The sequence below is a fragment of the Buttiauxella sp. AC038 genome (assembly GCF_979253565.1).
Genome location: NZ_CEEDCQ010000001.1, coordinates 2,453,798 through 2,479,111 on the forward strand (window position 1 = coordinate 2,453,798; position 25,314 = coordinate 2,479,111).

The following is a 25,314-nucleotide window of genomic DNA, read 5'->3' on the forward strand; positions in this document are numbered from 1 at the left end:
CCTGAAACTGCCGCGTTGCCACCTCAAATCTGCTAAGATGCGCGCCAGACGCTGTCTGACAGCCCATTAATTGAGAGTATAACTGTGACATCTTTTTCTACCCTAAACGTTCTGCCAGCAGAACAACTCGCCAATCTCACCGAACTTGGTTACCACACCATGACGCCTGTTCAGGCGGCTGCATTACCCGCGATACTGGCTGGGAAAGATGTCCGTGCTCAGGCGAAAACCGGCAGTGGTAAAACTGCGGCCTTTGGCCTTGGTTTGTTGCAACATATTGATGCGAGCCAGTTTATCACTCAGTCGCTAGTGCTATGCCCAACGCGTGAACTGGCCGATCAGGTGGCCAAAGAATTACGTCGCCTTGCGCGTTATATGCCAAATATCAAGGTGCTGACGTTATGTGGTGGCCAGCCATTTGGTGCCCAGCGTGATTCATTGCAACATGCGCCGCATGTTATTGTCGCAACACCAGGCCGTTTACTGGACCACTTGAAAAAAGAGACCGTTAAGTTAAACGCTTTGCAAACGCTGGTGCTGGACGAAGCCGACCGTATGCTGGATATGGGCTTTGCAGATGCAATTGATGAAGTTATCAGCCATGCACCACAGGATCGCCAGACGTTATTGTTCTCTGCGACCTGGCCTACCGCGATTGCCGCAATCAGTTCCCGTGTTCAGCGTTCCCCGGAAACTATCGAAATTGATTCAGTAGACGAACTGCCGTCTGTTGAACAGCAGTTCTACGAAATCTCACGTAGCGGCAAAATCAGCCTGCTGCAAAAACTGCTTAGCAAGCATGAGCCCGCGTCTTGCGTAGTGTTCTGTAATACCAAAAAAGATTGTCAGGCCGTTTGTGATGCACTGAGCGAAAGCAATCAAAGCGTGCTGGCGCTGCACGGCGACATGGAACAGCGTGACCGCGATCAAACGCTGGTGCGTTTCGCCAACGGTAGCAGCCGGGTGTTAGTGGCAACCGATGTTGCGGCTCGTGGCCTGGATATCAAAGCGCTGGAAATGGTCATCAACTACGAACTATCCTGGGACCCGGAAGTTCACGTTCACCGCATCGGCCGTACTGCGCGTGCGGGGGAAAGTGGTTTAGCTATCAGTCTTTGCGCGCCAGAAGAAGCACAACGCGCCAGCGTGTTGGCTGAAATGCTGAACTTGTCCCTGAGCTGGCAGCCTGCACCAACCGGTGGCAGCATCAAACCACTTGAAGCGACAATGGTGACGTTGTGTATTGATGGTGGCAAGAAAGCGAAAATGCGCCCGGGCGATATTCTTGGTGCGTTGACTGGTGACATGGGGCTGGATGGGGCGGATATCGGTAAAATCGATGTGCACCCAATGCACGTTTATGTTGCGGTTCGTGAGTCTGTTGCACGCCATGCGTGGAAACAGTTGCAACAGGGCAAGATCAAAGGCAAATCAGTTAAAGTGCGTTTGCTGAAATAAGTCTTTAAAACCTCTCCCTGCGAATCGGGCAGGGAGAGGGATCTGTTATTCCTTCGCTACCGCATCCAATACACGTACCAACTGCGTGACAAAACCGTATTCGTTATCGTACCAGGCCACGGTTTTAACCAATTGCAAATCGCCAACTTCGGTAACTTCTGTCTGTGTTGCATCAAACACCGAACCAAAATTCGTGCCGACTATATCGGACGACACAATCTCCTCATCGGTATAGCCAAACGATTCATTGCCCTCAGTTGCTTTTTTCAGCGCTGCGTTAATTTCCTCTACCGTCACCTTTTTCTCAAGAATAGACACCAGTTCTGTTACTGAACCAGTAAGTGTCGGTACACGTTGCGCGTGCCCTTTGAGTTTGCCTTGCAGTTCAGGGATCACCAGACCAATAGCCTTTGCAGCACCTGTGGTATGCGGAATAATATTTTGTGCCGCAGCACGAGAGGCTCGTAGATCATTACCTCGCGGGCCATCCACCAGTGATTGTGTACCGGTATATGCATGGATAGTGGTCATGGTGCCAACTTTAATACCAAAGTTGTCGTGCAGCGCTTTCGCCATTGGCGCCAGGCAGTTAGTGGTGCAGGAGGCGACAGAGAGGATTTTATCTTCTGGCGTAATAGTGTTGCAGTTAACGTTAAAGACGATGGTTTTCATATCGCCAGCGGGAGCGGAAATCAGCACTTTCTTCGCACCTGCGTCCAGATGTGCGCTGGCTTTCTCTTCCGAAGTATAGAAACCAGTGCACTCGATAACGATCTCAGCACCCAATTTCCCCCACGGGATATTTTTCGCCTCTTTTTCGGCATACACCGCAATGTTTTTACCGTTGACGATTAACGCATCGTCAGTGTAATCCACTGTTCCGTCAAAGTTATGATAGCTGGAGTCATGCTTAAGCAAGTAGGCCAGCACTTTTGGCGAGGTAAGATCGTTGATAGCGACAATTTCAACTTCGCTTTTAGTTTCAAGAACACGGCGTAATACCAGACGACCAATGCGACCAAAGCCATTGATACCGATTTTTTTCATGATATGAACCCCACTTTTAATCATCAGGAATTGCTCAATCCTTAATCAACTCTAGTGATAGTTCATAAACCGAGGTGCCGCAAACAGGTTTTGTTAGGGGGGATGTTAGATAATTTCACCAGATGTTAATGATTTTCTAAGAATTAGCCGCTATCCTGGAAAAATCATTGTGACTAAGCAGGACACCCTAATGCGCAGCAAATACACCTCGTTACAGATAACACTTCATTGGCTGGTTTTTTTATTGATAGTGGGGGCATATTGCGCGATGGAACTGAAAGGTTTTGCACCGCGATCGTATCGTCCTGTCTTCAACGCAACTCATGTGACTTGTGGGATCAGCGTGTTCTTTTTGATGATTGCCCGCTTGCTGATACGCATTAAATATCGCGCACCAGCAATTACTCCAAAACCGCATCCTGCTATTACGGGAATGTCCCATTTGGTGCACACGATTATCTATCTGATGTTTATTGTGTTACCGATTCTCGGCTTTACAACAGTGTACTTTAAAGGCAGTGACTGGTCGGTGTTTGGCATTCCTATGCCGCATGCGATTGAACCTGATGAGGATATGGAATTTACCATTAAGAGCTACCACGAGCTTATCGCTAACATCGGTTACTTTGTGATTGGCATTCATGCATTTGCCGCACTGTTCCACCATTATGTGTGGAGAGACAATACATTGCTGCGCATGATGCCAGGTAAAAAGGGCTAAATTCAACCGAGTTGGCCCTGGAAATCCAGAATGGTTGGAAGGGCCAACTCGCATAGACTAAATTATTTTTTTCTTATTCTTACGATAGTATTTAGATAAACAGGAAGAATGAGTATTTGAATTTTACGAGAGAGCTTGAATTCGCTTATAAAAGACATTAATGCCTTTCGCAATGCTCTTTGTTCTGACAGCGGAAAATTTGCCTGTTTATTTTTAACCAGAGTGTATTTAATAAAATTAAACACCCTCTGCATGGTAGGGAAAATAATTTCTTTTGCTTCAGGGTTCTCTTTTGAAAGAGATGATAGTTTGGTTGCAACATAAACCAAATCAGAAATGTCTTTTTGCCTGAAAGTTTGGGTGATGCTTTTTTTGTGAAAACGGTACCAGATAAGTGATTTGTTAACTCCAAAAATGCATTTACATTTTAAATACAAAGCGGGGACAGTGCTCATGTCCTCGTATAGCCTTCCATATGGGAATTCAATATTGTTGTCCAGAAATAACGATTTTTTGTAAACCCTGGCCCATGGATACCACTTGGAACGCTGAAATGCAGGCTTCAATTGTTCGATTGAAGAGATATGCTTTTTTCCAGAAAAAACTGCACAATCAATATGTTCGACTATGTTCGATAGTTCATTCTCAAACTGTTCAGCATTAAACTCGATGATATCAATCGATGAATCGTTAAGAAGAGGAGGAACTTCACACCAAAATTGTCGATCATAAATATCATCAGAATCCAGGAGTGAAATATATTCTCCGGAAGCTATGCTTAACCCTTTATTTCTGGCCGCAGATAAACCAGCGTTGTCTTGATTAATAATGATCAAGTTTTTATCAGGATAACGGTGCCCGACGTTTTTTATAACGTCACTGCTATTGTCAGTCGAACCATCATTGACAACGATGACCTCCATATCACTTTGGATATTAGGGAGGACGGATTCAAGACAATCTTCAATAAATTCGGCAGAGTTGTAGCATGGGATGATAATACTTAGTTTCATCAATGTGTCGAAGCTCGCTTTTTGTTCTTCTTTAAAATATTGCCACATTTTAACACTTCTTGGTTTACGCCGCATCCTAACCATTAGTTATTGGTTGCGTTAAGGAATAGATCTTCATTTTCCAAGATTTCACGAAAGAATCGATCCTTTATTCCGATAAACGAAGTGATAGAACTTCGCCAGTTAGCCGCCATACTGCATGGAGGGATGAGAGCGGCTATGACGTTAGCGTTGCACGCACGCAAAAAGATGTGGTGCCGACAGATGGCTCAAACAAAGTAGGGTGAAAGCAGATGAACCTTGCAGTTAGCTATCCCAGTATTACTTCATATTTTGCTGGAATTGATCAACTAAAATGCAAATATGTGAGCAGTTGGATGCGAATCCGCAGGCAGGTATGTACGCAATTAATACCGGTCTGTATGTTGTTTAATCACATATTCCTCAATGTGGAGCACCAAATGCCGGATTATTGTTTTTTTCAACAAGGTAAACAAACCGTTGTATTAGAAAGGTCTGACTCGGACGAAACCGCTCGGTTGACTGAACAGGGTTACGAAAAACAATTCGAAGAGGTCAGTGCCATTGATGAAAAACACGCGCTTGCCCGCTTTGCTGATATCCGCAGGGAAAAGCGAATAGACCAGCATAATTTTTTAGCGGGCGCTATAGCCATGCCCCTGATAGGGATTCTGACGGCAGTTGCTATTAATCTCTTTCGCAAAAAGTAGCAGATCATAAATCCCGTTGGTGTTATGACACCGGAACAGCCACAACACCAACGGCTACTTTTTCTCACCTTCTTTCTTCCACTCGTACCATTCCTCAGTGAAACAATCGCTCTGCTATGATTCCATCGTGGTTTAAACATTCGACTTGTTGACGTATTTGCAGACAGACATTTATCAGCGCTGATTCACCTGTGTGTTTATTCTTGAACTTAATTCTTTGTTATTTAACAAAAATAGAAATTCATCAATATTTCTGAAAATAGTGTACCATACCCCCCTATAGTATCAGGAGGTCAAAATGCCACATTCACCTGAAGACAAAAAACGCATTCTGACTCGCGTGCGACGCATACGTGGCCAGACTGAAGCAATAGAGCGCGCCCTGGAAAATGGCGATCCTTGCATCGCCATCTTGCAACAAATCGCCGCGGTTCGCGGAGCGGCGAACGGCCTGATGGGCGAAATGATGGAGATCCATCTAAAAGACGAGCTGGTCGCGGGGGAAACCTCTGAGGATCAGCGTGCTGTACGTATGGCAGAAGTCGGTAATTTAATTCGCTCTTATCTAAAATAAAATCACTCCCACCTGACGACGGAAGAAGAACATGAAATCACGTGCAGCTGTTGCATTTGGCCCAGGCAAACCGCTTGAAATCGTAGAAATTGATGTAGCACCGCCACAAAAAGGCGAAGTGCTGGTAAAGATTACCCATACTGGCGTTTGCCATACCGACGCTTTCACCTTATCTGGTGATGATCCTGAAGGCGTGTTCCCGGCAGTGCTGGGCCATGAAGGTGGCGGTATCGTTATGGAAGTGGGCGAGGGTGTTACTAGCCTGAAACCAGGCGATCATGTCATTCCTTTGTACACCGCAGAATGCCGCGAGTGTAAGTTCTGTAAATCAGGCAAAACTAACCTGTGCCAGGCCGTTCGTGCCACTCAGGGTAAAGGTTTGATGCCGGATGGCACCACGCGTTTTTCTTATAATGGCGAACCGATTTACCACTACATGGGCACCAGTACTTTCAGTGAGTACACTGTGGTTGCGGAAATTTCTCTGGCAAAAGTTAACCCGGAAGCACCACTGGATAAAGTGTGCTTGTTAGGTTGTGGCGTCACTACCGGTATCGGCGCGGTGCACAACACGGCGAAAGTAAAAGAGGGCGATACTGTTGCAGTATTTGGCCTGGGCGGTATTGGTCTGGCAGTGATTCAGGGTGCGGTACAGGCGAAAGCCGGGCGTATTCTGGCCATTGACACCAATCCAGAGAAATTCAAACTGGCGACCGAAATGGGTGCGACCGATTGCATCAACCCGAAAGACCACGAAAAGCCGATTCAGGACGTGATTGTCGAACTGACCGACGGCGGCGTGGATTTCAGCTTTGAATGTATCGGCAACGTCAATGTAATGCGTTCCGCGCTGGAATGCTGCCATAAAGGCTGGGGCGAAAGCGTTATCATTGGTGTAGCGGGCGCAGGTCAAGAGATCAAAACTCGTCCGTTCCAGTTAGTAACCGGCCGCGTATGGCGTGGTTCTGCATTTGGTGGAGTGAAAGGGCGTACACAGTTGCCAGGTATGGTGGAAGACGCGATGGTTGGCAAAATCAACCTGGACCCGTTCATCACCCACCGTATGCCGCTTGAACAAATCAATGAAGCCTTCGATTTAATGCATGAAGGTAAATCGATTCGTACCGTTATCCATTTCGGCGATAAGTAACCGTTAAAAACCCTCACTGATTCTATTTAATAGCGTATCAGTGAGGGGGCTACTCTCTCAACTTCTCACTATTTTCCCGCATCCAGTCTGCTAATGAATCAAGCGTAGGGCGTAGCGACTTTCCTAATTCCGTTATCTGATACTCCACTCTCGGTGGCACTTCTGCGAAGACTTGCCGGGTCACCAATCCTCTGGATTCAAATTGGCGTAGCTGGCGCGTCAACTCTTTTTGAGTAATGGGATGAACCGCACGCTGTAGATCGCTAAAGCGCACCGGCTCACCAATGATTATCAAGCGGTAAAGAATCGGGATTGCCCATTTCCCAGAAATCAGATTCACAAAACTGACCATCGGGCAGCTTTCACCTGCTATTGGCAAGGCCGAAAAATTATTTATCATGTTTGCTCCTGTGAATTGTCAATCCATCCCATCAAGTGCCTTAGTATCCAAACGGTGCCTACTATCCAAAAGATACTATAGCGTAAATAATGCCCTGACTAGCCAATCGCGGGGTAACGGTAATGGGCAGACTTCAAGGTAAATACGCATTAATCACCGGTGGCACTAGCGGTATTGGGTTTGAGACGGCGCGGCAGTTTCTTGCGGAAGGGGCGACGGTTACTATCACCGGACGTAGCGAATCAGGATTATTGGCCGCGAAAGAGCAACTGGGAAATGTACATATCATTCGCAGCGATGCGGGAGATATCGATCAACAACGTGATTTGGCTGAACAGATTGCACAATGGTGCCCGCGTCTCGACGTGTTGTATGTAAATGCCGGTGACGTAACGCATCATCCGTTACAGGAATGGGACGAAAGCAGTTATGACCGATTGATGAATACCAATCTTAAAGGGCCGTTCTTCATGATTCAGGCGCTATTGCCACTTCTGGCTAACCCATCGTCGATAATTGTCTGTGGTTCCGTGAGTGCACATATTGGTTTGCCACAAAGCAATGCTTATGCGGCCAGCAAAGCCGCAATCCTTTCTCTCGCGCGAACCCTTTCTGGCGAGCTGCACTCGCGAGGAGTTCGGGTGAATGGATTAAGCCCTGGCCCAACTGAAACCCCGGCTTTGGGTAAGCTTGGCAATGGTGCATCGGAGGAAGTACTCCGCGAAGAGATTCGTGCGCTCGTGCCAATAGGTCGTTTGGGTACGGCTCTCGAATTGGCAAAAGCTGCCGTCTTTCTCGCATCCGATGAGTCTGCCTTTATGGTCGGCAGCGAATTATTAATAGATGGTGGGGTGGGCAATTTGTAAGAGCGATTGAAGAGCTCAGTTCGATTTACCACAGTAGATATTCGTTTAAATCGAACTGAGTTATATCGTCTTAAAGTGGATAAGTCCCCGCGCGGCGCTCCTTCACGTGAAAATGCTGCTCACGAAAATCGGCGGCGGAGTCTTCGGCAGCCTGACGGATTTCGTCACTATCAGCCTGATGGCGTAGCAACATGTCAGCACTTTTGACGACCAAATAAAAATGACCATGTGTTTGCGCTGTAGTCTGGCCGGAGAACAACGCCGTGCCTATCAGCAACAAAATCATCCCTAATTTTGACCTCAATTGTTTAACCATTACCATCAACCTCATTAACGTGACGGGCACACTGTATAGATAATTCCGTCTAGTTACTATTCAACTTTTAGAAATAAAGCAAGAGAATTGTCAGCAGTGTAAAAGGTTCAATAGTTAAGATTTGGTTTACGAATGGTTAATAATTGATATGCCATGCTGGCAAGCTTTCGTGTTGGAAAAGCCCGCAAACATGGCTATAAAAAGAGGGATTAATGCGCAACCGACTTTGAAAACAAGTTAATGACCAACACGCCAATAATGATCAATGCCATACCCGCAATCGCCGGCCAATCGAGTTTCTGCCCCAAAAAAATCCAGCCCACCGCACCGATTAACACAATTCCAGCACCTGACCAAATCGCATAAATAATCCCGGTAGGGATGGTGCGCATGGTTACCGATAGGCAATAAAACGCCACGCCGTAGAACACAATTGTGACCACGCTTGGCCATAAACGGCTAAAGCCTTCGGAGAGTTTCAGTGAAGTGGTCGCAATCACTTCTGCAATAATTGCCACAATCAGCCAGATATAAGTCATGTTCGTTTCTCCCTCACTATTCAGGCCGTCAATGTAAAGATCAAAGCCATTTCTGGCAAGAAATGCCCCTCACTGTCATAGAAAATTCTCATTTTGTTTCCTCGCTGTATATTCTGTAACAGTTGTAAATGTCAGCTGAAAACACTGGTTTTATCGTTGATGGTACAATTTCATGGATTGTAAAAAACGTTAATTCTAGATTTATATCCTTCCTGGATTTATCTTATTACACTATGATACCGGTAACATTTGAGTCCTTGCTGTAGATGCATCTGACCTCTTGTGGATGGCTGCACCAGGCTTTACGTGACCTTTGGGGTAAAAAATGGACTGGTTTGTTGATTACTTTTCAACGTATCTCTACGGTTTGAAAGTTGTCGCTATTACGCTGGCGATATTGATGTTAATTAGCGGAATTGATGATTTATTTATCGATATTGTTTACTGGGTTCGCCGGGTATGGCGCTCGGTTACGGTATACCGCAAAAATGATTATCTGGACTATAAAGCCCTATATGAGCCGCAAGAAAAAGCGTTGGCTATTATGGTCCCTGCATGGAATGAAACTGGGGTTATCGGCAATATGGCGCGTCTTGCCGCCAGTTCACTGGACTACGAAAACTACCATATTTTTGTAGGGACTTACCCTAATGACCCGGATACGCAACGTGATGTAGATGAAGTCTGCGCACGTTTTCCAAATGTTCATAAAGTGGTATGCGCACGGCCTGGTCCCACCAGCAAAGCGGACTGCCTGAACAACATTCTGGATGCTATTTTACAGTTTGAAAACAGCGCGCGTTTTAATTTCTCCGGTTTTATTCTTCATGACGCAGAAGATGTTATTTCTCCACTCGAATTGCGTCTTTTTAATTATCTGGTTGATAGAAAAGACTTAATTCAGATCCCAGTTTATCCGTTTGAACGCAAATGGACACACTTCACAAGCTTGAGTTATCTGGATGAATTTTCAGAGCTGCATGGTAAAGATGTACCGGTACGTGAGGCCTTAGCGGGGCAGGTACCCAGCGCAGGGGTGGGTACATGTTTTAGCCGCCGTGCGGTTTTGGCGCTATTAGCCGATGGTGACGGCATTGCGTTTGATGTGCAGAGCCTGACGGAAGATTACGATATTGGTTTCCGTCTGCGTCAAAAAGGGATGGAAGAGATTTTCTGTCGCTTCCCGGTTGTTGACGCAAATGACAAATCTGCCAAACCCTTTGGTCAACGTGCCCGAACTGCCAATGTTATCTGCGTGCGCGAATATTTCCCTGACACCTTTGCCACAGCTGTGCGCCAAAAGTCTCGCTGGATAATCGGCATCGTGTTCCAGGGTTTTAAAACTCACCGCTGGAGTTCGAGCCCGGTTCTCAACTATTTCCTTTGGCGCGACCGCAAAGGGGCGATTGCAAACTTTCTCAGTTTCGCGGCAATGCTAGTAATGCTGCAACTGGTTGCCATCATCATTTATCAGCGCATGGTCGATGGGGCATGGCAATTCTTATCAATATTTGTCGGTGGTACATGGCTGACGATGTTGCTGTGGATTAACTTACTGCTGATGTCTAACCGCATCATTCAACGCATGATATTCGTGACAGGTTATTACGGACTGGGGCAAGGCTTATTGGTATTGCCGCGCTTGTTCTGGGGCAACTTGATTAACTTTGTGGCGAACTGGCGGGCGATTAAGCAGGTTATCCAACATGGCGATCCACGTCGCGTGGCATGGGATAAAACTACTCACGATTTCCCGACCGTAAGCGATCAACGCTCTGCTCAACCTCTGGGTTATATCCTGGTAGATTCTGGTGTGATTACCCGGGCTGAACTTGAAGAAGCGCTGCAAAAGCGCATTCCAGGCCTAAAACTGGGCGGAAGTCTGGTGCAACTGGGCTATATCACTGCATATCAGCTTGCTGTTGCGCTGGCAAAACAAGCTGAAGTGCCGATGGAGTCAATCGATCCTCTTGCACTTGATGAATCATTGATTAAGAGCGTTCCTGCAAAAGTGGTGCAGCACCATGCGGTTCTGCCATTGCGCATGGAAGGCGACACCCTTGTTCTGGCTTGTGAAAACTCGATCGATCCGGTTTCGCTGTCGGCGCTGGGCCGCAAACTCGGGCGGAATGTGAGCTACGTTATTGTGCCGCGAGGCCAGGTAGTTATTGGCCTGCGTCATTGGTACGGCGATGAACAATTGACGAAGGAAAAGCAATTGCTCGACTGTGCCGTCAAAGAAAACCTTCTCACGAAAGCGCAGGCTGATGAGATTTGGGACAAATATGTCTCCGGGCAACTTCTGTTTGCTGAAGTGTTGAGTAATGAGTCTCACCTCAATGAAGCTGTTCTGCGAGCTGTTCTATTACGTTATGAACGCAGCGATTTGATGTTCGGCGAGTTTCTGGTGCAAGAAGGGGTAGTGAGTCAACACGTTGTTGATCACGCGCTGGCACAGCAAAAGAGATTGCAACCCTCGTTCAAAGGCCTACTGCAAAAAGCAGGTATCAGCGGATTGCAACAGGCTCGACTATACGGGGAGGCAGGATGAAGATACGTCTAACCCCGCTGGCAGCTCTGGTTTGCGGTGTTTTACTTGCCGTACCAGCTTTGGCTGCTAAGGAAGGAACTAAACAAGATCTGGGACTCAATGATTACCTTTACTTCAAGGTTTATCCGCATATTGAGCGGGCACATGAAGCCTTGAAAGCAAATGATGAAACTCGTGCATTGCGTAGTTTTGAACATGCCCATGCAATGGCCCCCGAGAGTGTGCGCTTGTCGTTATGGCTTGCTGAGGCTTATCGGCACTTCGGCCACGATAAGAAAGCTCGGGAATTGCTGGAAACTGAGCTCGCGAAAAGGCCACAAAACGCTGACTTACAGCGCGCACTGGTGGCGATTCCTGTGCCTGCTCCAGAAGTCAAAACCTACGAGCAATTGCTGGCATTCCAGAAAAACTGCGATGCCTCACCGGGCGTTCAGTGTCGCAGTGAAGTAGGCAACTATGCTCTCAAACTCAATCAGTTAGATATTGCCCGAGCGCAGTTGTCTGACACGAAATTCCGTCACTCAAAAGAGGGGCAGCAACTGACGGACAACTACACGCAGCGGGCAATTTTTTTGCAACAGTGGAGTGCAGCAGACCAGGGTTTTGCCCTGTTGGACAGTGAGGCGACACTGACTGACGCACAGTATCAACAATGGTTTGCCATTCTGTTACATATGCAGCGTGACCAACGAATCCTGGATTTGCAAAGCCAGGGAGTGATGAACAGTGCCGGAATGCAACTGGCTTACGCGCAGTCATTGGCTGAGCGTAATGCTCTGACTCAGTTGCGCCGTTATCTCGCAAACCGTAAACCGGTATTTGATTCAGCCATAGAAGAACGTAATTGGATGCGGTTATTGGCAACCTATAGCCAGCAACCAGGGCGCACAGTTGCGGGATGGAGCGTTAAACATCCAGAAAACAAACAGTATGTTTTATCGACTTTAGTACCCATCCGCATCCTAAAAGGTGACTGGAAAGGGGCGAACGAACTGCTCAATACCTTCCCGGAAATGCAGGCGCTCGATCAGCGTTTAGCATTAAGTCTGGCGCAGAAAGACACGCAGTCCAGCATGCAGCTCATTAGTAAAATCACGCAAACTCGCGGTTTATCAGCGCAAGAACTGGAAACTGCCAGCTTTCAGCTGGTTTCTATGGGGCAGGGGAAAGTGGCTAGCGAATTGCTATTGCGTTACTGGCCATTTACTCATGTCGGTAAGTTACAGCATTCACTGAGTACACGTTTGTATAGCCAGCTTGCAGCACATCCGGATTGGTTGACCGCCGAAAATAAAGCTCGCCTTGCCAGACCTTTGCCGACCGCCACGCAGCGTATGGCACAGGCACGACTGTTCCAGGGGCAGGAAAACTGCACGCAGGTGCGAAACATATTAGGTGATTTATCTGCGCAGTATGACGCTGAAAGCTGGTCGCATCTTGCGCAATGCTATCCGGGGCAGCCAGGCCTTGCGCTTTACGCTGCCGAACAAGCGGTTGCGCGTGACCCTTCGCCATTTTACCAACGTCAGGTGGCTTATCTGGCTTACGCTACAGAAGATTACGCACTTGCCAAAGCGAGTTGGGCACAGGTTCCTGCCACAGAAATGGTGGATAACGATGTGCAGGCTGCGGCTCGCAGCGCAAAACTTGCCGGAGACGAGAAGGCCTATGGCCATTGGCAGAATGTTGCCTCACAGCGTGGAATGTCGGATCTGAAACTGGAATCGGCTCCCGTAATGGATGATGCCGCACGTGGTTTTGCACTATTAGCGCAAGGTAAGCATCACGAAGCCCGCGATGCACTGGAAAAAGCCCGTGAAACCCACACGGACTCGCCAGAGATCTTACGCCAGTTGGTGTATCTCAATGAACGACTGGACGATAAGCCGAAAACTAAGCAGTACAGCGAGCAAGTTGTGGATGACATTGATAACAGCATCACGCCACAACAACAGCTGAGCGACAAACAACAAGAAGACCGTTTTGCGTTCCGCCGAACTCACGAAGATAGCCAACGTCGCTGGACTTTCACCTACGATGGTTCATTCGGTTTAACGCCAGATTCACTTAATAGTGGAGGCAGCAATAACGGGGTTCAGCAGGGGAAAAGTTACCGTAGCTATCAACAATTTGAGGCTGAGTACCGTATCGGTAAAAACCAACTCATCGACGGCGATCAGCTTTCCGTTTACAGCCGTGTGTTTGCAGGTAGCGACAGCAATGGCCAGCAGAACTTTCTGCCGGTATATGAGCCAATGTTGGGTGTTGGTGTGCGCTGGAAACCGCTTCGTGACCAGGTTATTTATCTGGCGGCTGAACAACAGATCCCGTTGGATCATCATCACGGCCAGGCTGACGTTATGCTGCGTGCCAGTGCCTCATTCTTTAACGGCGGTAAATATAGTGATGATTGGCATCCGACAGGAAATGGCTGGATGGCTCAAAATCTCTATCTGGATGCGGCTCATTTTGTTAAAGCGGATTATCAAGTTTATACCGCCGATTACCGCATGAGCTGGCATCAAAAAATCAACGGCAAACAAACTATTGAGCCTTACTGGCATGCCCAGTACAACGCCAGTACTGACACTCCGTATCGCGACAACACCCTTGGTGGTGTCGGTGTGAGACTGAATACCTGGTTTGGGGAGACGCACTACAGCGCCTTCCCACACAAAGTCAGTGTTGGGCTTGAGTATCAGCGTGCGTTCTCCGGGCATAACCGCGATACAGACTCCAAAAATAATCTTTTCCTGACTCTGGGAGCCCGCTGGTAATGAAGATCCTATTAACCGCGTTACTGCTGGTTACCCCTTTTGCCAATGCCATGAATGCGGTGATGTATCAGCCGCAATTGCGTGATACCACAGTGACTGATGCCCAGTGGCAGAGCGTGTTGAACAAACTCAAAGGGCAGGGAATTGATACCCTGGTATTGCAGTGGAGCCGCTACGATAATGCGTTTCGCGATGGTGAATCTCGCGCCTGGCTTGAACATAAAGCGCAACTAACCACTACCAACGGTATGAAGCTCGTTATCGGCCTTGCTGCAGACGGTCAATTTTTCGAACGGCAAAAACAGCCGCTCCCGGCGCTAGAAAATTATCTCAATCGCTTACGTGCTGATGATGTTGCGGTAGCAAAACGTTGGGTAGACGTACTGGGTGAAAAGTCGATTGCGGGTTGGTATATCAGTAGTGAACTCGATGACCTGCGCTGGCGTGACCCGCAAATGCAGCAAGCAGCGCTTAGCTGGCTGAGTAAAACCCGTCTGTCATTGGCGGCAGTTGCTGATAAACCCGTTGCTGTGAGTAGCTTCTTTGCCGGAAATATGACACCTGACTCTTACCGTAAATGGGTAACAACCCTTAGTCATAGTGGCGTAAAAGTGTGGGTGCAGGATGGAGCGGGAACGCAAATGCTGACTGCTGCTGAACGGGCGCTGTACCTGAAAGCACCGTCTGCGGGGAAAGTTATCGAACTGTTCCGTCAGGATAAGCAGGCCAAAACTTTTAAAGCGACCCCTGCACCAGCGGAGTATCAGCAAAAATGGCTTGCGACACCTGTCCCGCCGGGGCAGGACAGAGTCTACTTCTCATTGCGTTATATGAGTGTGGCAAGCGGTGTGTTAGCCAGGTAAAAATCAATGTCGGATATGCGTAAACGTTATCCGACATTTTTATCTCAGGACTTAAACCCGGCGGCTGTCATCAACAGCCGGAATCCCATCCCCACAGCGGTCAAAGCCAAAACACTCGCGCCCCATAACGCCACCATCCATAACAAACGGATCCCGGTCTGTTTCATCAGTGATACCCCTCGCCATGTTGTACTTTTCCGCGAAAAACGTAGTAGCTCCAGAAGGTGTAAACCAAAATGATCGGGATAATAAACAGCGCGCCGACCAGCATAAACCCCTGGCTTTGCGGTGGCGCTGCGGCCTGCCAAAGCGTAATTGACGGCGGAATGAGATAGGGCCAGATACTGATTCCCAGTCCGCTAAAGCCTAAGAAAATCAGCCCCAGCGTCAGCAAAAACGGTGTGCTATGCCAGCTTTCCTCAGAACCGACTGCTTTCCATAACCAGATGCTGCACAACACCACCAGGAGGGGGACCGGCAACAGGAAGTACAGATTCGGCAGGCTAAACCAGCGGGCAGCGATTTGCGGATGAGCAAGTGGCGTCCAGATACTGATAATTGCGATAATAGCCAACATCATCACCAGCAGTGGCTTTACGACTTTACGCATGGTTTTAAGCAATGGATCTTCGCTTTTCATGACCAGCCAACTCGCCCCCAGTAGCGCATACGCCACCACCAGACCAACTCCACAGAACAGATTAAACGGTGTAATCCAGTCCAGTTGCGAGCCACCAAAGGTGCGCCCGATGACCGGGAAGCCGGAAATTACCGCCCCAACCACAATGCCCTGGCAAAACGTCGCCACTATTGAGCCACCAATAAATGCTTTATCCCAGAAAGGCCGATGCGCAGGCGTTGCTTTAAAGCGGAACTCGAATGCCACACCACGAAAAATCAGGCCGATGAGCATTAACGTTAACGGAATGGTGAGTGCATCAATAATAACGGCGTACGCGAGAGGAAACGCCCCAAATAATGCAGCTCCCCCGAGAACCAGCCAGGTTTCGTTGCCGTCCCAAACGGGAGCCACGCTGTTCACCATCACATCGCGGTCATCTGCATCACGAACAAACGGAAACAGAATGCCGATACCGAGATCAAAACCATCCATCACAATGTACATAAGCGTTGCGAAGACAATAATGACAAACCAGATAACTGACAGATCGACGCCCATTAACGTAACTCCTCTAATGATTGAGTTGCCGCAGAGAGCGGACGAGAAGGTGTGCCGTGCGAAGGAGGTGTATCGTCATTAAACGGTTGTGGCCCTTTCTTAATTTGGCGGATCATATAGCTATACCCCACGCCAAATACCGACATATAGACCACAAAGAAGGTCAGAAGGCTGATGCTCATCTGCAAGTTGCCGTGTGCTGAAACAGCATCTTTAGTGCGCAGTAGACCATATACAACCCAAGGCTGGCGTCCCACTTCTGTCGTGACCCAACCGGCCAGAATAGCAATGAGCCCGGATGGCCCCATCCACAACATAAAGCGCAGGAAGGTGCGGTTCTCGTATAAACGATGGCGATAGCGCAGCCACAAACTCATCACGCCCGCCAGAATCATCAACATGCCCAAGCCCGCCATAATACGGAACGACCAGAACACTATCGTTGAGTTTGGGCGGTCTTCTTTTGGGAACTCTTTTAGCGCAGGAACTTGCTTATCCAGGCTATGGGTAAGGATCAGGCTGCCAAGTGCCGGGATCTCAAGACCAAAGCGCGTGCGCTCTTGCTCCATATCTGGCCAGCCAAATAGCAGTAGCGGGGTTGGCTCCCCGGGTACATTCTCCCAATGGCCTTCAATAGCGGCAATTTTGGCAGGCTGGTGTTTCAGGGTATTAAGTCCGTGCATATCGCCAATCATGGCTTGCAGAGGCGCAACAATTAACGCCATCCAAAGCGCCATTGAAAACATGGTTTTAATGGCTGGGCTTTTGTTGCCACGCAGCAAATGCCAGGCTGCCGATGCACCAACAAAAAAGGCACTACTGAGGAATGCGGCTACCGACATATGCAACAGGCGGTAAGGGAAGGAGGGGTTAAATACCACCGCGAACCAGTCCACCGGCACCACCTGGCCGTTGTGAATTTCAAACCCTTGCGGCGTTTGCATCCAGCTATTAGAGGCCAGAATCCAGAAGGTCGAGATAAGTGTGCCCAGTGCCACCATACAGGTGGCAAAGAAATGAAGCCCAGGCCCGACACGTTTCCAGCCAAATAACATCACGCCCAGGAACCCGGCTTCCAGGAAAAATGCCGTCAGCACTTCATAGGTCAAAAGCGGCCCGGTGATGCTGCCCGCAAATTGAGAAAAACCACTCCAGTTAGTGCCGAACTGATAGGCCATTACCAGCCCGGACACCACGCCCATGCCGAAGTTAACAGCGAAGATCTTTGACCAGAAATCGTATAGCGAACGATAAGTCGGATTTTTAGATTTCAGCCATAACCCTTCTAGCACTGCCAGATAGCTGGCAAGCCCGATAGTAATGGCAGGGAAAATAATGTGGAAGGAGACAGTAAATGCAAACTGAATTCTTGCCAGATGAAAAGCGTCTAAACCGAACATGCAGTACTCCGCATAAAAATTGATTCGATTCGATTGTAAGGCGCGTCACATTTTGGTTGTAGAAACAGACTTTCAGCATAAAACTATAACAGTTTTCCTTCTTAGGCCTTTTCAGCAGAATTCCTTCCAAACTGTATACCAATCACACCGTAATAAATGCCCATCCTTCATCGTGCGGTCTAAAAGGTTAACGATAAAAAAAACCCGGCCATGCGACTCCGCAATTGCCGGGATGAATTCAAACACAGCAATGTATACCCGTCATACTTCAAGTTGCATGTGCGTTGGCTACGTTTACTCACCCGAATCACTTACCTGAGTAAGCTCATCGGGACTCGTTCTCTTGCCGCCTTCCTGCATCTTGAATTATTTTGGGTATATATCTTTTTTATGTACACACCATTTATGTGTAATTCAGAAACTGAAAATCCACAATTGAATACACCTTAATTGTTAAGTTTATTTAATATTTATGCGCGCAGTAACACTGTTCAATTGGCTTGTAAATAACAAGGGTATTGGTGAGAGGTTAATCATGCAAGGTCACTGCTAATGGCCCATAAGAATATGATTTGAAATTGAAATATTAGCCACAAACAAATTGTAGCGGCTAATGGTTTCTATTTCTTTTATGCGACTTTTGAGACAGACACTGAAACTTCATACCCTATTAGATATAAGGCCTGTTCCAGAGTTTCTACTTTCGATGCGTGGCTGACATCCAAAAGTCTGTCAATCTGCGGGCCTTTCTGATTAAGTTTTCTTGCAAGGTCAGCCTTTCTTGTACCGGTATTAATCATCGCGTTGTGAAGAGTTGCCTTCAGGCATGTAAGCACAGGAAGGTGAATGACTAATTCGCCTTCCATCGTTGCGGATGGCGTTGGCACCGGTATGCGTGAATCAATTAACTCGCCAATCATCATGGTGATAGCATCTCTGGCCTCCAGCTCAATATCATCCTCACTAAAAGCGACTGAGTGCAAACTATCAAAGTCACGAGAACGTATTTCGTACTCATCAGTATCTTCATTTAAAGCTGCTGTTACCGAAAATTTAAACATTTACCTGGCCTTGTTTCTGGTGATGCATGCACAGTAACATATAAGATTTTAAACATAACAAAAATGTTGTCTTTTATTTTTTCAAAACAACGATAATCCAGAACGACCTCTTTATGTATCGATGTTTTTTGTCATCACTCGAAGATTTTCGTTACCAATAATACTTGAATTGATCCTATATAGCTCGGAGCTATATATGGTTGATTGTTTTGTTGAATAAACCACTGCATCACAGTAAAAATGAATAACTGACCTTATATAACAATATGGTAACGCAATGACCGACGGAGCTTTGAACGACTCTTTCCATGTGCCATTTCACGGTAAAACAATAATCGCTGAGACGACACCAGGTTGTAACGGGCATATTTTAATGCTTCATGGAGGAGGTAAAGATCGTAAGGTCTTCTCTAAATATCGCCTTCTTTTACAAGAGTTAGGCTATGGAACGACTGTTTTTGACTTCATCGGTCACGGAGAGACTGGAGGGGATTTATATGAATCTTCTCTTTTCAGTCGTACCAGACAAGCAGAAGCTGTCATTGCCCATCTGAATCATCCTTTGTCAGGATGTATGGGTGTAAGCATGGGGGCCTATAATGCACTGCATTTGAGCATTGTTGTTCAACTGCGATCCTTGATTCTCATGGTTCCAGGTGTTTACGCAAAGTCCGCTTACAAGGTCAAATTTGGTCCTGATTTTTCACAAATCATTCGCAAACATCGAAGCTGGGAAGCCACAGATGCATGGGATATTGCAGCTAGATTCACGGGTAACTTGCTTGTTGTTGCGGCACAGAATGACGCGATCATTCCTTCTGAAATACCCCAAAAGCTGGCGGATTCTGCATCGAATGCTGCCAAAAAAGATCTTCTGATTATTCCGGGGGCAGGTCATAACAGCATATGGGACAGCTTAATGCTTTCACCTGATTTATATGAAAAAACCCGTTCTGCTTTTGAAACCTGTTTATCTAAATAAATATAAAAAGCTGCCAGTCAAAAAATGACAATGCGTTGCTCATGAACCGTTGCAGATGAAAAGCTTTATTTGACTATAACAGTTGTTTAAATTGGCGTATTTTTAGTTAACTGATATAGAAACGGTACTGCCAAAAAATGAAAAAATACCAGCAACTTGCGCAGCAGATTATCGATCAAATTGCTCTTGGTGCATGGTTACCAGGGGATAAGTTGCCGTCGCTGCGCGAGCAAGTCGCACTAAGCGGCATGAGTTTTATGACAGTTAGCCATGCCTATCAGACGCTTGAAAGTCAGGGGGTAATTGTCGCTCGGCCGCAATCTGGCTATTACGTGGCCTCTCGCCCGGCAACACGGAGTGCGATAGCTCCTGTAAAAGTGACGCGTGATGAAGCGGTAGATATTAATACCTACATTTTTGATGTGTTGCAGGCCAGTGGCGACTCAACCATAGTGCCATTCGGATCCGCGTTCCCCGACCCACGTTTATTCCCGCTGCAACAACTTAACCGCTCGCTTGCTACCGTCAGTAAAACGGCAACAGCGATGAGCGTTATTGAAAATCTGCCGCCGGGTAACGAAGCGCTGCGCCACGCAATTGCGCGACGTTATGCCCAACAGGGAATGCAGGTTTCGCCGGATGAAATTGTCATCACCGCTGGCGCGCTAGAAGCGCTAAATCTCAGCCTGCAAGCGGTGACCGAACCGGGCGATTGGGTGATTGTGGAAAACCCCTGTTTTTACGGTGCGCTACAGGCGCTGGAACGCTTGCGTTTAAAGGCACTGTCTGTGGCGACCGATCCGCAAAACGGTATCGATCTAGTGGCACTGAAACAGGCGCTCAACGATTATCCAGTAAAAGCCTGTTGGTTAATGACCAACGCCCAGAACCCACTTGGCGTGACGTTGTCACCAAAAAAGAAGCAGCAACTAATTGAATTGTTGCAACAACACAATGTGACGCTCATCGAAGATGACGTATATAGCGAGCTCTATTACGGACGCGAACGTCCATTACCGGCACGTGCATACGATGCGCAGGGTATTACGCTGCATTGTTCGTCATTTTCAAAATGCCTGGTGGCGGGGTTTCGTATTGGTTGGGTGGCGGCAGGAAAACATGCGCGTCGTATTCAGCAACTTCAGTTAATGAGCACACTTTCTACAAGCTCGCCGATGCAGTTGGCTCTGGTCGATTATCTGGCGACCAAGCGTTACGACACGCACTTACGAAAGCTGCGGCGCGTTCTGGCTGAGCGTAAACAGCAAACCTTGCAGGCGCTACATCAGCTTTTCCCGGCGGAAATAAAAATCCATCACACTGAAAGTGGCTATTTCGTCTGGGTTGAGCTGCCGGAATACATGGATGCCAGCGTGCTCAGTGAGCAGGCAATTGCCCATAAAATCAGTATCGCACCGGGCAAAATGTTTACCACCGGGGGCGCGTGGCATAACTATTTTCGCCTGAATGCTTCATGGGCTTTAGGTGAGCGCGAACAACACGCAGTGCAGACATTAGCGAATCTCATCAAAAATCAAATTAAGGAGTAGCCATGGAATACCACACCGAACGCCTGATTCTACGGCAATGGAAACAGAGCGACCGCGAGCCGTTTGCCGCGTTAAACGCTAATCCTGAAGTGATGCGCCACTTTCCGAAGACGCTTACGCGTGAAGAAAGTGACAATATGGCCAAGACTATCGAACAACGAATGGCGGAGAACGTCTGGGGTTTTTGGGCTGTAGAGGAGAAAAGTAGCGGGGTATTTATAGGTTTTGTGGGGCTAAATGTTCCCGGCTATGAGCTGCCTTTTTCACCGGTTATTGAAATTGGCTGGCGGCTTGATAACGCGTTCTGGGGCAAGGGATATGCACCAGAAGCGGCGCGTAAAGCATTGGAAATCGGCTTTGAGCAGTATGGGATGAAAGAAATTGTGGCATTTACCGCGCTGGATAATATCCCTTCGCAGCGCGTGATGGAAAAGATCGGTATGCAGCGCGGTGAGGAGTTTGATCATCCTCTTCTGGATGAAGGACATCCCTTACGGCGACATGTTGTTTACCGGATTGCCAACCTAAAGTGACATCGATAACTCTGCTGCAGCACGACGTAACGGCGGCAATATTTGCGCACGAAGATCGGCCACTGTAAGTTCTGCAGCAGGAACACCTACATTCATCGCCGCCACGACTTTCCCACCGCGTGCCAGCATGGGCACCGCCACAGACCGCAGGCCAATTTCAAGTTGTTGGTCGTTAATGGCGTACCCCTGGCGGCGCACTAACGCAATTTCTTCGCGTAATTGTGCAATTGTCGTAATCGAGTATTGGGTATAGCGGATAAGCTTTGCCCGTCCCAGCCATGCTTCAAGTTCAGCCTCCGGCAATGCGCTTAACAGTACGCGGCCCATTGATGTGGCCCAGGCCGGCAGGCGACTTCCTCGGCCAATATCGATGCTAACCAGGTTATTGACTGCCGTGCGTGCGATATACAGCACGTCATCCCCATCAAGTGTGGCGACCGAGCAAGATTGGCTCAGACTTTTACTCAGATTATCCAGCGATATTTGCGCAGCTTTTGCCAGCGGCGTACCCGCCAGATAAGCATGCCCAACGGTCAGTACTCGCGGCAGTAATTCATAGCTGCGCCCATCAGGGCTATGCACCATACCCAGTGTCGCAAGGGTATACAGGCAACGGCGTACAGCAGCGCGTGAAATATGGGTTTTCTGACTCAGTTGCGAAATAGTCAAACGCTGGCGCTGGGGGGTAAAAGCGTTAAGCACTTCCAGGCCACGAGCCAGAGAGAGCATAAAATTAGGGTCGCGTTTTGCAACAGATTGAATTTCTTCATTTTCGCTCGCCATAACTTCAATGTTATCAGGATTGCTGCCTGCCATTTAAATGTCCCACGGTCGCGTCAGAATGTTCTTCAGAATGCGCTAACTGCTGCTTAGCGACAATCGTGAATCAATCAATATGAAGAATATTCCACTGGGATCACAAATTAACGGTGAATAACCGAAACGCGTCGATAATCGCACATAAATTCGATTACCGCCGTTGACGCCAGGTCGAGTGAACTCCTATTGTCAGAAAACACCGTTAAGTTTGCAGGGGCTATTCAACCGCAACCGATGGGTGATAACTATCTGATTAAAAGTGCCCAAGGGAAGAGATATGAGCGCCACTATCGAACAACTCGACACCGTGATTGTTGACCTGCCGACCATCCGGCCACACAAACTCTCCATGACCACCATGGGATGCCAGACTTTGGTTATCCTTCGTCTGACTCGCTCAGACGGTATTGTCGGTATTGGCGAAGCGACAACCATTGGCGGCCTGAGTTACGGCGTAGAAAGCCCGGAAGCTATTAAATCGGCAATTGATACCTACCTTGCGCCACTGATCATCGGGCAGGCAGCAGATAATGTGAATGCACTTGTGGCGCTGATGAACAAGTGCGTACGTGGCAATACCTTCGCTAAATCAGCTATTGAAACCGCACTGCTCGATGCGCAGGGAAAAGCACTTGGTCTACCGGTAAGTTCGCTGTTGGGTGGCGCACTCACCACGAAACTTCCGGTGCTATGGACGCTGGCCAGTGGCGACACCAGCAAAGACATTGCCGAAGGTGAAAAGCTGCTGGAAGAAGGGCGCCATAATGCCTTCAAACTTAAAATTGGTGCGCGAGATTTTCGCACCGATATGCAACACACCCGCGCCATTGTGGTCGCACTTGGCGATCGTGCCAGCATTCGTGTTGATGTGAACCAGGCGTGGGATACCAGCACCGCCGTGCGCGGTTGCGCTGAGCTTGATGCAATGGGTATTGATCTGATTGAACAGCCGGTGGCTGCACAAAACCGTGAAGCACTGGTGCATCTTAGCCAGCATTGCCGGGCTGCTATCCTTGCCGACGAAGCGGTTGCCAGCCGCGAGGACGGTTTTGATATTGCTCGCCGTGGTTTTATTGGCGCATACGCGTTGAAAATTGCTAAATCAGGTGGCCAGGCAAGTGTTTTGCAACTGGCCCATGTGGCTCAGGCTGCGGGAATCGGTTTGTACGGCGGGACGATGCTGGAAGGTACTATCGGAACAGTTGCCTCCTTACATGCCTGGTCAACGCTGCCATTGCAGTGGGGGACTGAAATGTTCGGCCCCTTATTACTGAAAGATGACATCGTTGAGAACCCGCTGCATTTTGCCAATAGTTCCGTCGAATTGCCTCAGACTCCAGGGCTTGGCGTGACAATTGATGAAGATAAGCTCAACTATTATCGCCGCAAGGATTGAGGAGAATGACATGTTATTTAAAGTTGAAATGACGGTAAATATTCCGCTAGGTATGCCGGTAGCAACAGCTACAGAAATTAAAGCTAAAGAAAAGGCCTATTCACAAGCTTTACAGCAAGAAGGTAAGTGGCGACATATTTGGCGCGTTGCCGGGCTGTATTCAAATGTCAGTATTTTTGATGTCAAAGATGTTGATGAACTGCATGAAATATTAATGGGGTTACCGCTATACCCTTACATGGATATTCAAGTAGACGCTTTGTGTCGCCATCCATCATCAATTCGTAACGACGATAAGTAAAAACAATAATAATCTATCTTAGCCATGCTCTTTTTCAGGGTATGGCCCCCTACAAATAAGCAATGAGACAATTATTATGACAAAGAACTTCATTAACCAACCAGAAGTACAAGCATTATTAAGAGAGAGCGCTGGTTTAAATAGTACGGAGGGCGATGAGCGTTTTAAGAATATTATTCATCGCATGTTAGAAAATATTTGTGCATTGATTGATGATTTTAATGTCACCGAAGAGGAGTTCTGGCACGCAGTTAATTACCTGCACGAACTGGGTGGCAGCAAAGAGGCGGCATTATTAGCCGCAGGCCTTGGCATTGAGCACTACCTGGATTTACGCCAGGATGCTCTGGATGCAGCAGCCGAGATTGAAACCGGCACACCACGTACTATCGAAGGCCCGCTGTATGTTGCTAATGCGCCACTTTCTCAGGGCCATGATCGCATGGATGACGGGAAGGACGATGGTAAAACCATGTGGCTTTTCGGAACTGTGCGAGACACGAAAGGCAACCCGGTGGCAAATGCCGTTGTTGATATCTGGCACGCCAATACGCTGGGTAACTACTCCTTCTTCGACTCAAGTCAGAGCGAATACAACCTGCGCCGCCGCATTAAAACCGATAGTGATGGGCGTTACAGCGTGCAAAGTATTGTGCCGTCAGGCTACGGTTGCCCACCGAACGGCCCGACACAACATCTATTGAATGGGTTAGGTCGTCACGGAAATCGCCCAGCGCATATTCATTTCTTTGTTTCCGCGCCAGGCCATAAACATCTCACCAGTCAGATTAATCTCAGTGGTGATAAATATCTGTGGGACGATTTTGCCTTTGCAACCCGTGACGGATTAATTGCCGATCCGGTAGAAGTGACCGATGCGCAGACCATTAAAACGCGTGGCTTAAATGGCCCGCATACCGAAGTGAATTTTGATTTCACACTTTGCGTTTCTCATTCACCGGAAGAAGAGTCCCGTATCGCTCGCCTGCGCGCCAAAGAATAATAAGAGTGCCAGCGCAAGCTGGCACCGCTTTCACCTCAGGCCATACATTACATCGCGAAATAAAAGATCCCCAACGGGAGATT

The 25,314-nt window shown here is 48.0% G+C and carries 25 protein-coding genes; 15 read left to right on the top strand and 10 right to left on the bottom strand.

What is annotated here, in order from left to right; genetic code table 11:
• The first annotated feature begins 84 nt into the window (after nt 1–84).
• On the top strand, nt 85–1,458 hold the full coding sequence (gene dbpA / locus AC0IXI_RS11710) for an ATP-dependent RNA helicase DbpA (protein WP_424221478.1): 1,374 nt from the start codon (nt 85–87) through the stop codon (nt 1,456–1,458).
• Between the two features lie 45 nt (nt 1,459–1,503).
• Here dbpA and gap read toward each other — a convergent pair whose 3' ends face one another.
• On the bottom strand, nt 1,504–2,505 hold the full coding sequence (gap, locus tag AC0IXI_RS11715; RefSeq protein ID WP_422568547.1) for a type I glyceraldehyde-3-phosphate dehydrogenase: 1,002 nt from the start codon (nt 2,503–2,505) through the stop codon (nt 1,504–1,506).
• 190 nt (nt 2,506–2,695) lie between these two features.
• Between gap and cybB the strand changes: the two genes are divergently transcribed.
• Complete coding sequence (gene cybB, locus AC0IXI_RS11720; RefSeq protein ID WP_134182478.1) at nt 2,696–3,226, top strand: cytochrome b561; 531 nt, start codon at nt 2,696–2,698, stop codon at nt 3,224–3,226.
• 62 nt (nt 3,227–3,288) lie between these two features.
• On the opposite strand, the gene AC0IXI_RS11725 is transcribed toward cybB, so the two are convergent.
• A complete protein-coding gene (locus tag AC0IXI_RS11725; RefSeq protein WP_471682438.1) occupies nt 3,289–4,287 on the bottom strand; it encodes a glycosyltransferase family 2 protein in 999 nt (332 codons plus the stop codon).
• Nucleotides 4,288–4,700: 413 nt separating this feature from the next.
• Between AC0IXI_RS11725 and AC0IXI_RS11730 the strand changes: the two genes are divergently transcribed.
• The 3 genes from AC0IXI_RS11730 to AC0IXI_RS11740 all read left to right on the top strand — a co-directional run bounded on the left by AC0IXI_RS11730 (nt 4,701) and on the right by AC0IXI_RS11740 (nt 6,694).
• Nucleotides 4,701–4,970 (top strand): hypothetical protein, encoded by a 270-nt coding sequence (locus AC0IXI_RS11730; RefSeq protein WP_424221489.1) that lies wholly within the window; start codon nt 4,701–4,703, stop codon nt 4,968–4,970.
• Nucleotides 4,971–5,268: 298 nt separating this feature from the next.
• Nucleotides 5,269–5,544 (top strand): metal/formaldehyde-sensitive transcriptional repressor, encoded by a 276-nt coding sequence (locus tag AC0IXI_RS11735; RefSeq protein ID WP_064519147.1) that lies wholly within the window; start codon nt 5,269–5,271, stop codon nt 5,542–5,544.
• Between the two features lie 31 nt (nt 5,545–5,575).
• Nucleotides 5,576–6,694: an S-(hydroxymethyl)glutathione dehydrogenase/class III alcohol dehydrogenase gene (locus AC0IXI_RS11740; protein ID WP_064519145.1), complete on the top strand. Its 1,119-nt coding sequence runs from the start codon at nt 5,576–5,578 to the stop codon at nt 6,692–6,694.
• A 49-nt stretch (nt 6,695–6,743) separates the two neighbouring features.
• On the opposite strand, the gene AC0IXI_RS11745 is transcribed toward AC0IXI_RS11740, so the two are convergent.
• The gene (locus AC0IXI_RS11745; RefSeq protein ID WP_134182482.1) at nt 6,744–7,094 is read right to left on the bottom strand and encodes a winged helix-turn-helix transcriptional regulator; all 351 of its coding nucleotides are present in this window, start codon (nt 7,092–7,094) and stop codon (nt 6,744–6,746) included.
• A gap of 122 nt (nt 7,095–7,216) precedes the next feature.
• Between AC0IXI_RS11745 and AC0IXI_RS11750 the strand changes: the two genes are divergently transcribed.
• On the top strand, nt 7,217–7,960 hold the full coding sequence (locus AC0IXI_RS11750; protein ID WP_134182484.1) for an SDR family oxidoreductase: 744 nt from the start codon (nt 7,217–7,219) through the stop codon (nt 7,958–7,960).
• A gap of 70 nt (nt 7,961–8,030) precedes the next feature.
• On the opposite strand, the gene AC0IXI_RS11755 is transcribed toward AC0IXI_RS11750, so the two are convergent.
• Together AC0IXI_RS11755 and AC0IXI_RS11760 are read right to left on the bottom strand one after the other, a co-directional pair.
• Nucleotides 8,031–8,276 carry a DUF2554 family protein gene (locus AC0IXI_RS11755; RefSeq protein WP_134182486.1) on the bottom strand — a complete coding sequence of 82 codons (246 nt, stop codon included), beginning with the start codon at nt 8,274–8,276 and terminating at the stop codon, nt 8,031–8,033.
• 209 nt (nt 8,277–8,485) lie between these two features.
• Nucleotides 8,486–8,815, bottom strand: a complete 330-nt coding sequence (locus AC0IXI_RS11760; RefSeq protein WP_034457061.1) for an SMR family transporter — start codon at nt 8,813–8,815, stop codon at nt 8,486–8,488.
• Between the two features lie 325 nt (nt 8,816–9,140).
• Here AC0IXI_RS11760 and nfrB point away from each other — a divergent pair, with 325 nt between their 5' ends.
• From nfrB to AC0IXI_RS11775, 3 genes are read left to right on the top strand one after another with little or no spacing between them, the layout of a single operon-like run.
• Entirely contained in the window at nt 9,141–11,366 is a 2,226-nt protein-coding gene (nfrB, locus tag AC0IXI_RS11765) for a cyclic di-3',5'-guanylate-activated glycosyltransferase NfrB (protein ID WP_471682439.1), read from the top strand.
• A complete protein-coding gene (locus AC0IXI_RS11770) occupies nt 11,363–14,143 on the top strand; it encodes an NfrA family protein (RefSeq protein ID WP_471682440.1) in 2,781 nt (926 codons plus the stop codon). The genes nfrB and AC0IXI_RS11770 overlap by 4 nt, the downstream gene beginning before the upstream one ends.
• Nucleotides 14,143–15,006 carry a DUF4434 domain-containing protein gene (locus tag AC0IXI_RS11775; protein WP_134182494.1) on the top strand — a complete coding sequence of 288 codons (864 nt, stop codon included), beginning with the start codon at nt 14,143–14,145 and terminating at the stop codon, nt 15,004–15,006. The genes AC0IXI_RS11770 and AC0IXI_RS11775 overlap by 1 nt, the downstream gene beginning before the upstream one ends.
• Before the next feature lie 44 nt (nt 15,007–15,050).
• On the opposite strand, the gene AC0IXI_RS11780 is transcribed toward AC0IXI_RS11775, so the two are convergent.
• The 4 genes from AC0IXI_RS11780 to AC0IXI_RS11795 all read right to left on the bottom strand — a co-directional run bounded on the left by AC0IXI_RS11780 (nt 15,051) and on the right by AC0IXI_RS11795 (nt 18,647).
• The gene (locus AC0IXI_RS11780; protein ID WP_064519133.1) at nt 15,051–15,173 is read right to left on the bottom strand and encodes a DUF2474 domain-containing protein; all 123 of its coding nucleotides are present in this window, start codon (nt 15,171–15,173) and stop codon (nt 15,051–15,053) included.
• The gene (cydB, locus tag AC0IXI_RS11785; RefSeq protein WP_413498221.1) at nt 15,173–16,186 is read right to left on the bottom strand and encodes a cytochrome d ubiquinol oxidase subunit II; all 1,014 of its coding nucleotides are present in this window, start codon (nt 16,184–16,186) and stop codon (nt 15,173–15,175) included. The genes AC0IXI_RS11780 and cydB overlap by 1 nt, the downstream gene beginning before the upstream one ends.
• Entirely contained in the window at nt 16,186–17,586 is a 1,401-nt protein-coding gene (locus tag AC0IXI_RS11790; protein WP_471682441.1) for a cytochrome ubiquinol oxidase subunit I, read from the bottom strand. Before AC0IXI_RS11790 ends, cydB begins: the two co-directional genes overlap by 1 nt.
• Before the next feature lie 629 nt (nt 17,587–18,215).
• Complete coding sequence (locus AC0IXI_RS11795; protein ID WP_064519037.1) at nt 18,216–18,647, bottom strand: type II toxin-antitoxin system HicB family antitoxin; 432 nt, start codon at nt 18,645–18,647, stop codon at nt 18,216–18,218.
• A 277-nt stretch (nt 18,648–18,924) separates the two neighbouring features.
• On the opposite strand from AC0IXI_RS11795, the gene AC0IXI_RS11800 reads away from it, so the two are divergent.
• From AC0IXI_RS11800 to AC0IXI_RS11810, 3 genes are all read left to right on the top strand, one after another.
• Entirely contained in the window at nt 18,925–19,629 is a 705-nt protein-coding gene (locus AC0IXI_RS11800) for an alpha/beta hydrolase (RefSeq protein WP_471682442.1), read from the top strand.
• A gap of 137 nt (nt 19,630–19,766) precedes the next feature.
• Nucleotides 19,767–21,179, top strand: a complete 1,413-nt coding sequence (locus AC0IXI_RS11805) for an aminotransferase-like domain-containing protein (RefSeq protein WP_064519033.1) — start codon at nt 19,767–19,769, stop codon at nt 21,177–21,179.
• Nucleotides 21,180–21,181: 2 nt separating this feature from the next.
• The gene (locus AC0IXI_RS11810) at nt 21,182–21,712 is read left to right on the top strand and encodes a GNAT family N-acetyltransferase (RefSeq protein ID WP_064519031.1); all 531 of its coding nucleotides are present in this window, start codon (nt 21,182–21,184) and stop codon (nt 21,710–21,712) included.
• Here AC0IXI_RS11810 and AC0IXI_RS11815 read toward each other — a convergent pair.
• The gene (locus tag AC0IXI_RS11815) at nt 21,704–22,495 is read right to left on the bottom strand and encodes an IclR family transcriptional regulator domain-containing protein (protein WP_154154808.1); all 792 of its coding nucleotides are present in this window, start codon (nt 22,493–22,495) and stop codon (nt 21,704–21,706) included. The two genes, AC0IXI_RS11810 and AC0IXI_RS11815, sit on opposite strands and share 9 nt — an antisense overlap.
• Before the next feature lie 313 nt (nt 22,496–22,808).
• Here AC0IXI_RS11815 and AC0IXI_RS11820 point away from each other — a divergent pair, with 313 nt between their 5' ends.
• From AC0IXI_RS11820 to catA, 3 genes are all read left to right on the top strand, one after another.
• Nucleotides 22,809–23,927 (top strand): muconate cycloisomerase family protein, encoded by a 1,119-nt coding sequence (locus AC0IXI_RS11820; RefSeq protein ID WP_471682443.1) that lies wholly within the window; start codon nt 22,809–22,811, stop codon nt 23,925–23,927.
• A gap of 10 nt (nt 23,928–23,937) precedes the next feature.
• The gene (gene catC / locus AC0IXI_RS11825; protein ID WP_471682444.1) at nt 23,938–24,228 is read left to right on the top strand and encodes a muconolactone Delta-isomerase; all 291 of its coding nucleotides are present in this window, start codon (nt 23,938–23,940) and stop codon (nt 24,226–24,228) included.
• Nucleotides 24,229–24,304: 76 nt separating this feature from the next.
• Nucleotides 24,305–25,231 carry a catechol 1,2-dioxygenase gene (gene catA, locus AC0IXI_RS11830; protein WP_064519025.1) on the top strand — a complete coding sequence of 309 codons (927 nt, stop codon included), beginning with the start codon at nt 24,305–24,307 and terminating at the stop codon, nt 25,229–25,231.
• Nucleotides 25,232–25,314: the final 83 nt, after the last annotated feature.

Coding starts and splice junctions, on each gene's coding strand:
- AC0IXI_RS11740 (WP_064519145.1), top strand. CDS start 5,576: ATGAAATCACGTGCAGCTGTTGCATTTGGCCCAGGCAAACCGCTTGAA.
- AC0IXI_RS11815 (WP_154154808.1), bottom strand. CDS start 22,495: ATGGCGAGCGAAAATGAAGAAATTCAATCTGTTGCAAAACGCGACCCT.
- AC0IXI_RS11790 (WP_471682441.1), bottom strand. CDS start 17,586: ATGTTCGGTTTAGACGCTTTTCATCTGGCAAGAATTCAGTTTGCATTT.
- gap (WP_422568547.1), bottom strand. CDS start 2,505: ATGAAAAAAATCGGTATCAATGGCTTTGGTCGCATTGGTCGTCTGGTA.
- AC0IXI_RS11735 (WP_064519147.1), top strand. CDS start 5,269: ATGCCACATTCACCTGAAGACAAAAAACGCATTCTGACTCGCGTGCGA.
- AC0IXI_RS11805 (WP_064519033.1), top strand. CDS start 19,767: ATGAAAAAATACCAGCAACTTGCGCAGCAGATTATCGATCAAATTGCT.
- AC0IXI_RS11745 (WP_134182482.1), bottom strand. CDS start 7,094: ATGATAAATAATTTTTCGGCCTTGCCAATAGCAGGTGAAAGCTGCCCG.
- nfrB (WP_471682439.1), top strand. CDS start 9,141: ATGGACTGGTTTGTTGATTACTTTTCAACGTATCTCTACGGTTTGAAA.
- catA (WP_064519025.1), top strand. CDS start 24,305: ATGACAAAGAACTTCATTAACCAACCAGAAGTACAAGCATTATTAAGA.
- AC0IXI_RS11730 (WP_424221489.1), top strand. CDS start 4,701: ATGCCGGATTATTGTTTTTTTCAACAAGGTAAACAAACCGTTGTATTA.
- AC0IXI_RS11770 (WP_471682440.1), top strand. CDS start 11,363: ATGAAGATACGTCTAACCCCGCTGGCAGCTCTGGTTTGCGGTGTTTTA.
- cydB (WP_413498221.1), bottom strand. CDS start 16,186: ATGGGCGTCGATCTGTCAGTTATCTGGTTTGTCATTATTGTCTTCGCA.
- AC0IXI_RS11780 (WP_064519133.1), bottom strand. CDS start 15,173: ATGAAACAGACCGGGATCCGTTTGTTATGGATGGTGGCGTTATGGGGC.
- AC0IXI_RS11755 (WP_134182486.1), bottom strand. CDS start 8,276: ATGGTTAAACAATTGAGGTCAAAATTAGGGATGATTTTGTTGCTGATA.
- AC0IXI_RS11775 (WP_134182494.1), top strand. CDS start 14,143: ATGAAGATCCTATTAACCGCGTTACTGCTGGTTACCCCTTTTGCCAAT.
- AC0IXI_RS11820 (WP_471682443.1), top strand. CDS start 22,809: ATGAGCGCCACTATCGAACAACTCGACACCGTGATTGTTGACCTGCCG.
- AC0IXI_RS11760 (WP_034457061.1), bottom strand. CDS start 8,815: ATGACTTATATCTGGCTGATTGTGGCAATTATTGCAGAAGTGATTGCG.
- AC0IXI_RS11810 (WP_064519031.1), top strand. CDS start 21,182: ATGGAATACCACACCGAACGCCTGATTCTACGGCAATGGAAACAGAGC.
- AC0IXI_RS11725 (WP_471682438.1), bottom strand. CDS start 4,287: ATGTGGCAATATTTTAAAGAAGAACAAAAAGCGAGCTTCGACACATTG.
- AC0IXI_RS11795 (WP_064519037.1), bottom strand. CDS start 18,647: ATGTTTAAATTTTCGGTAACAGCAGCTTTAAATGAAGATACTGATGAG.
- AC0IXI_RS11750 (WP_134182484.1), top strand. CDS start 7,217: ATGGGCAGACTTCAAGGTAAATACGCATTAATCACCGGTGGCACTAGC.
- catC (WP_471682444.1), top strand. CDS start 23,938: ATGTTATTTAAAGTTGAAATGACGGTAAATATTCCGCTAGGTATGCCG.
- cybB (WP_134182478.1), top strand. CDS start 2,696: ATGCGCAGCAAATACACCTCGTTACAGATAACACTTCATTGGCTGGTT.
- AC0IXI_RS11800 (WP_471682442.1), top strand. CDS start 18,925: ATGACCGACGGAGCTTTGAACGACTCTTTCCATGTGCCATTTCACGGT.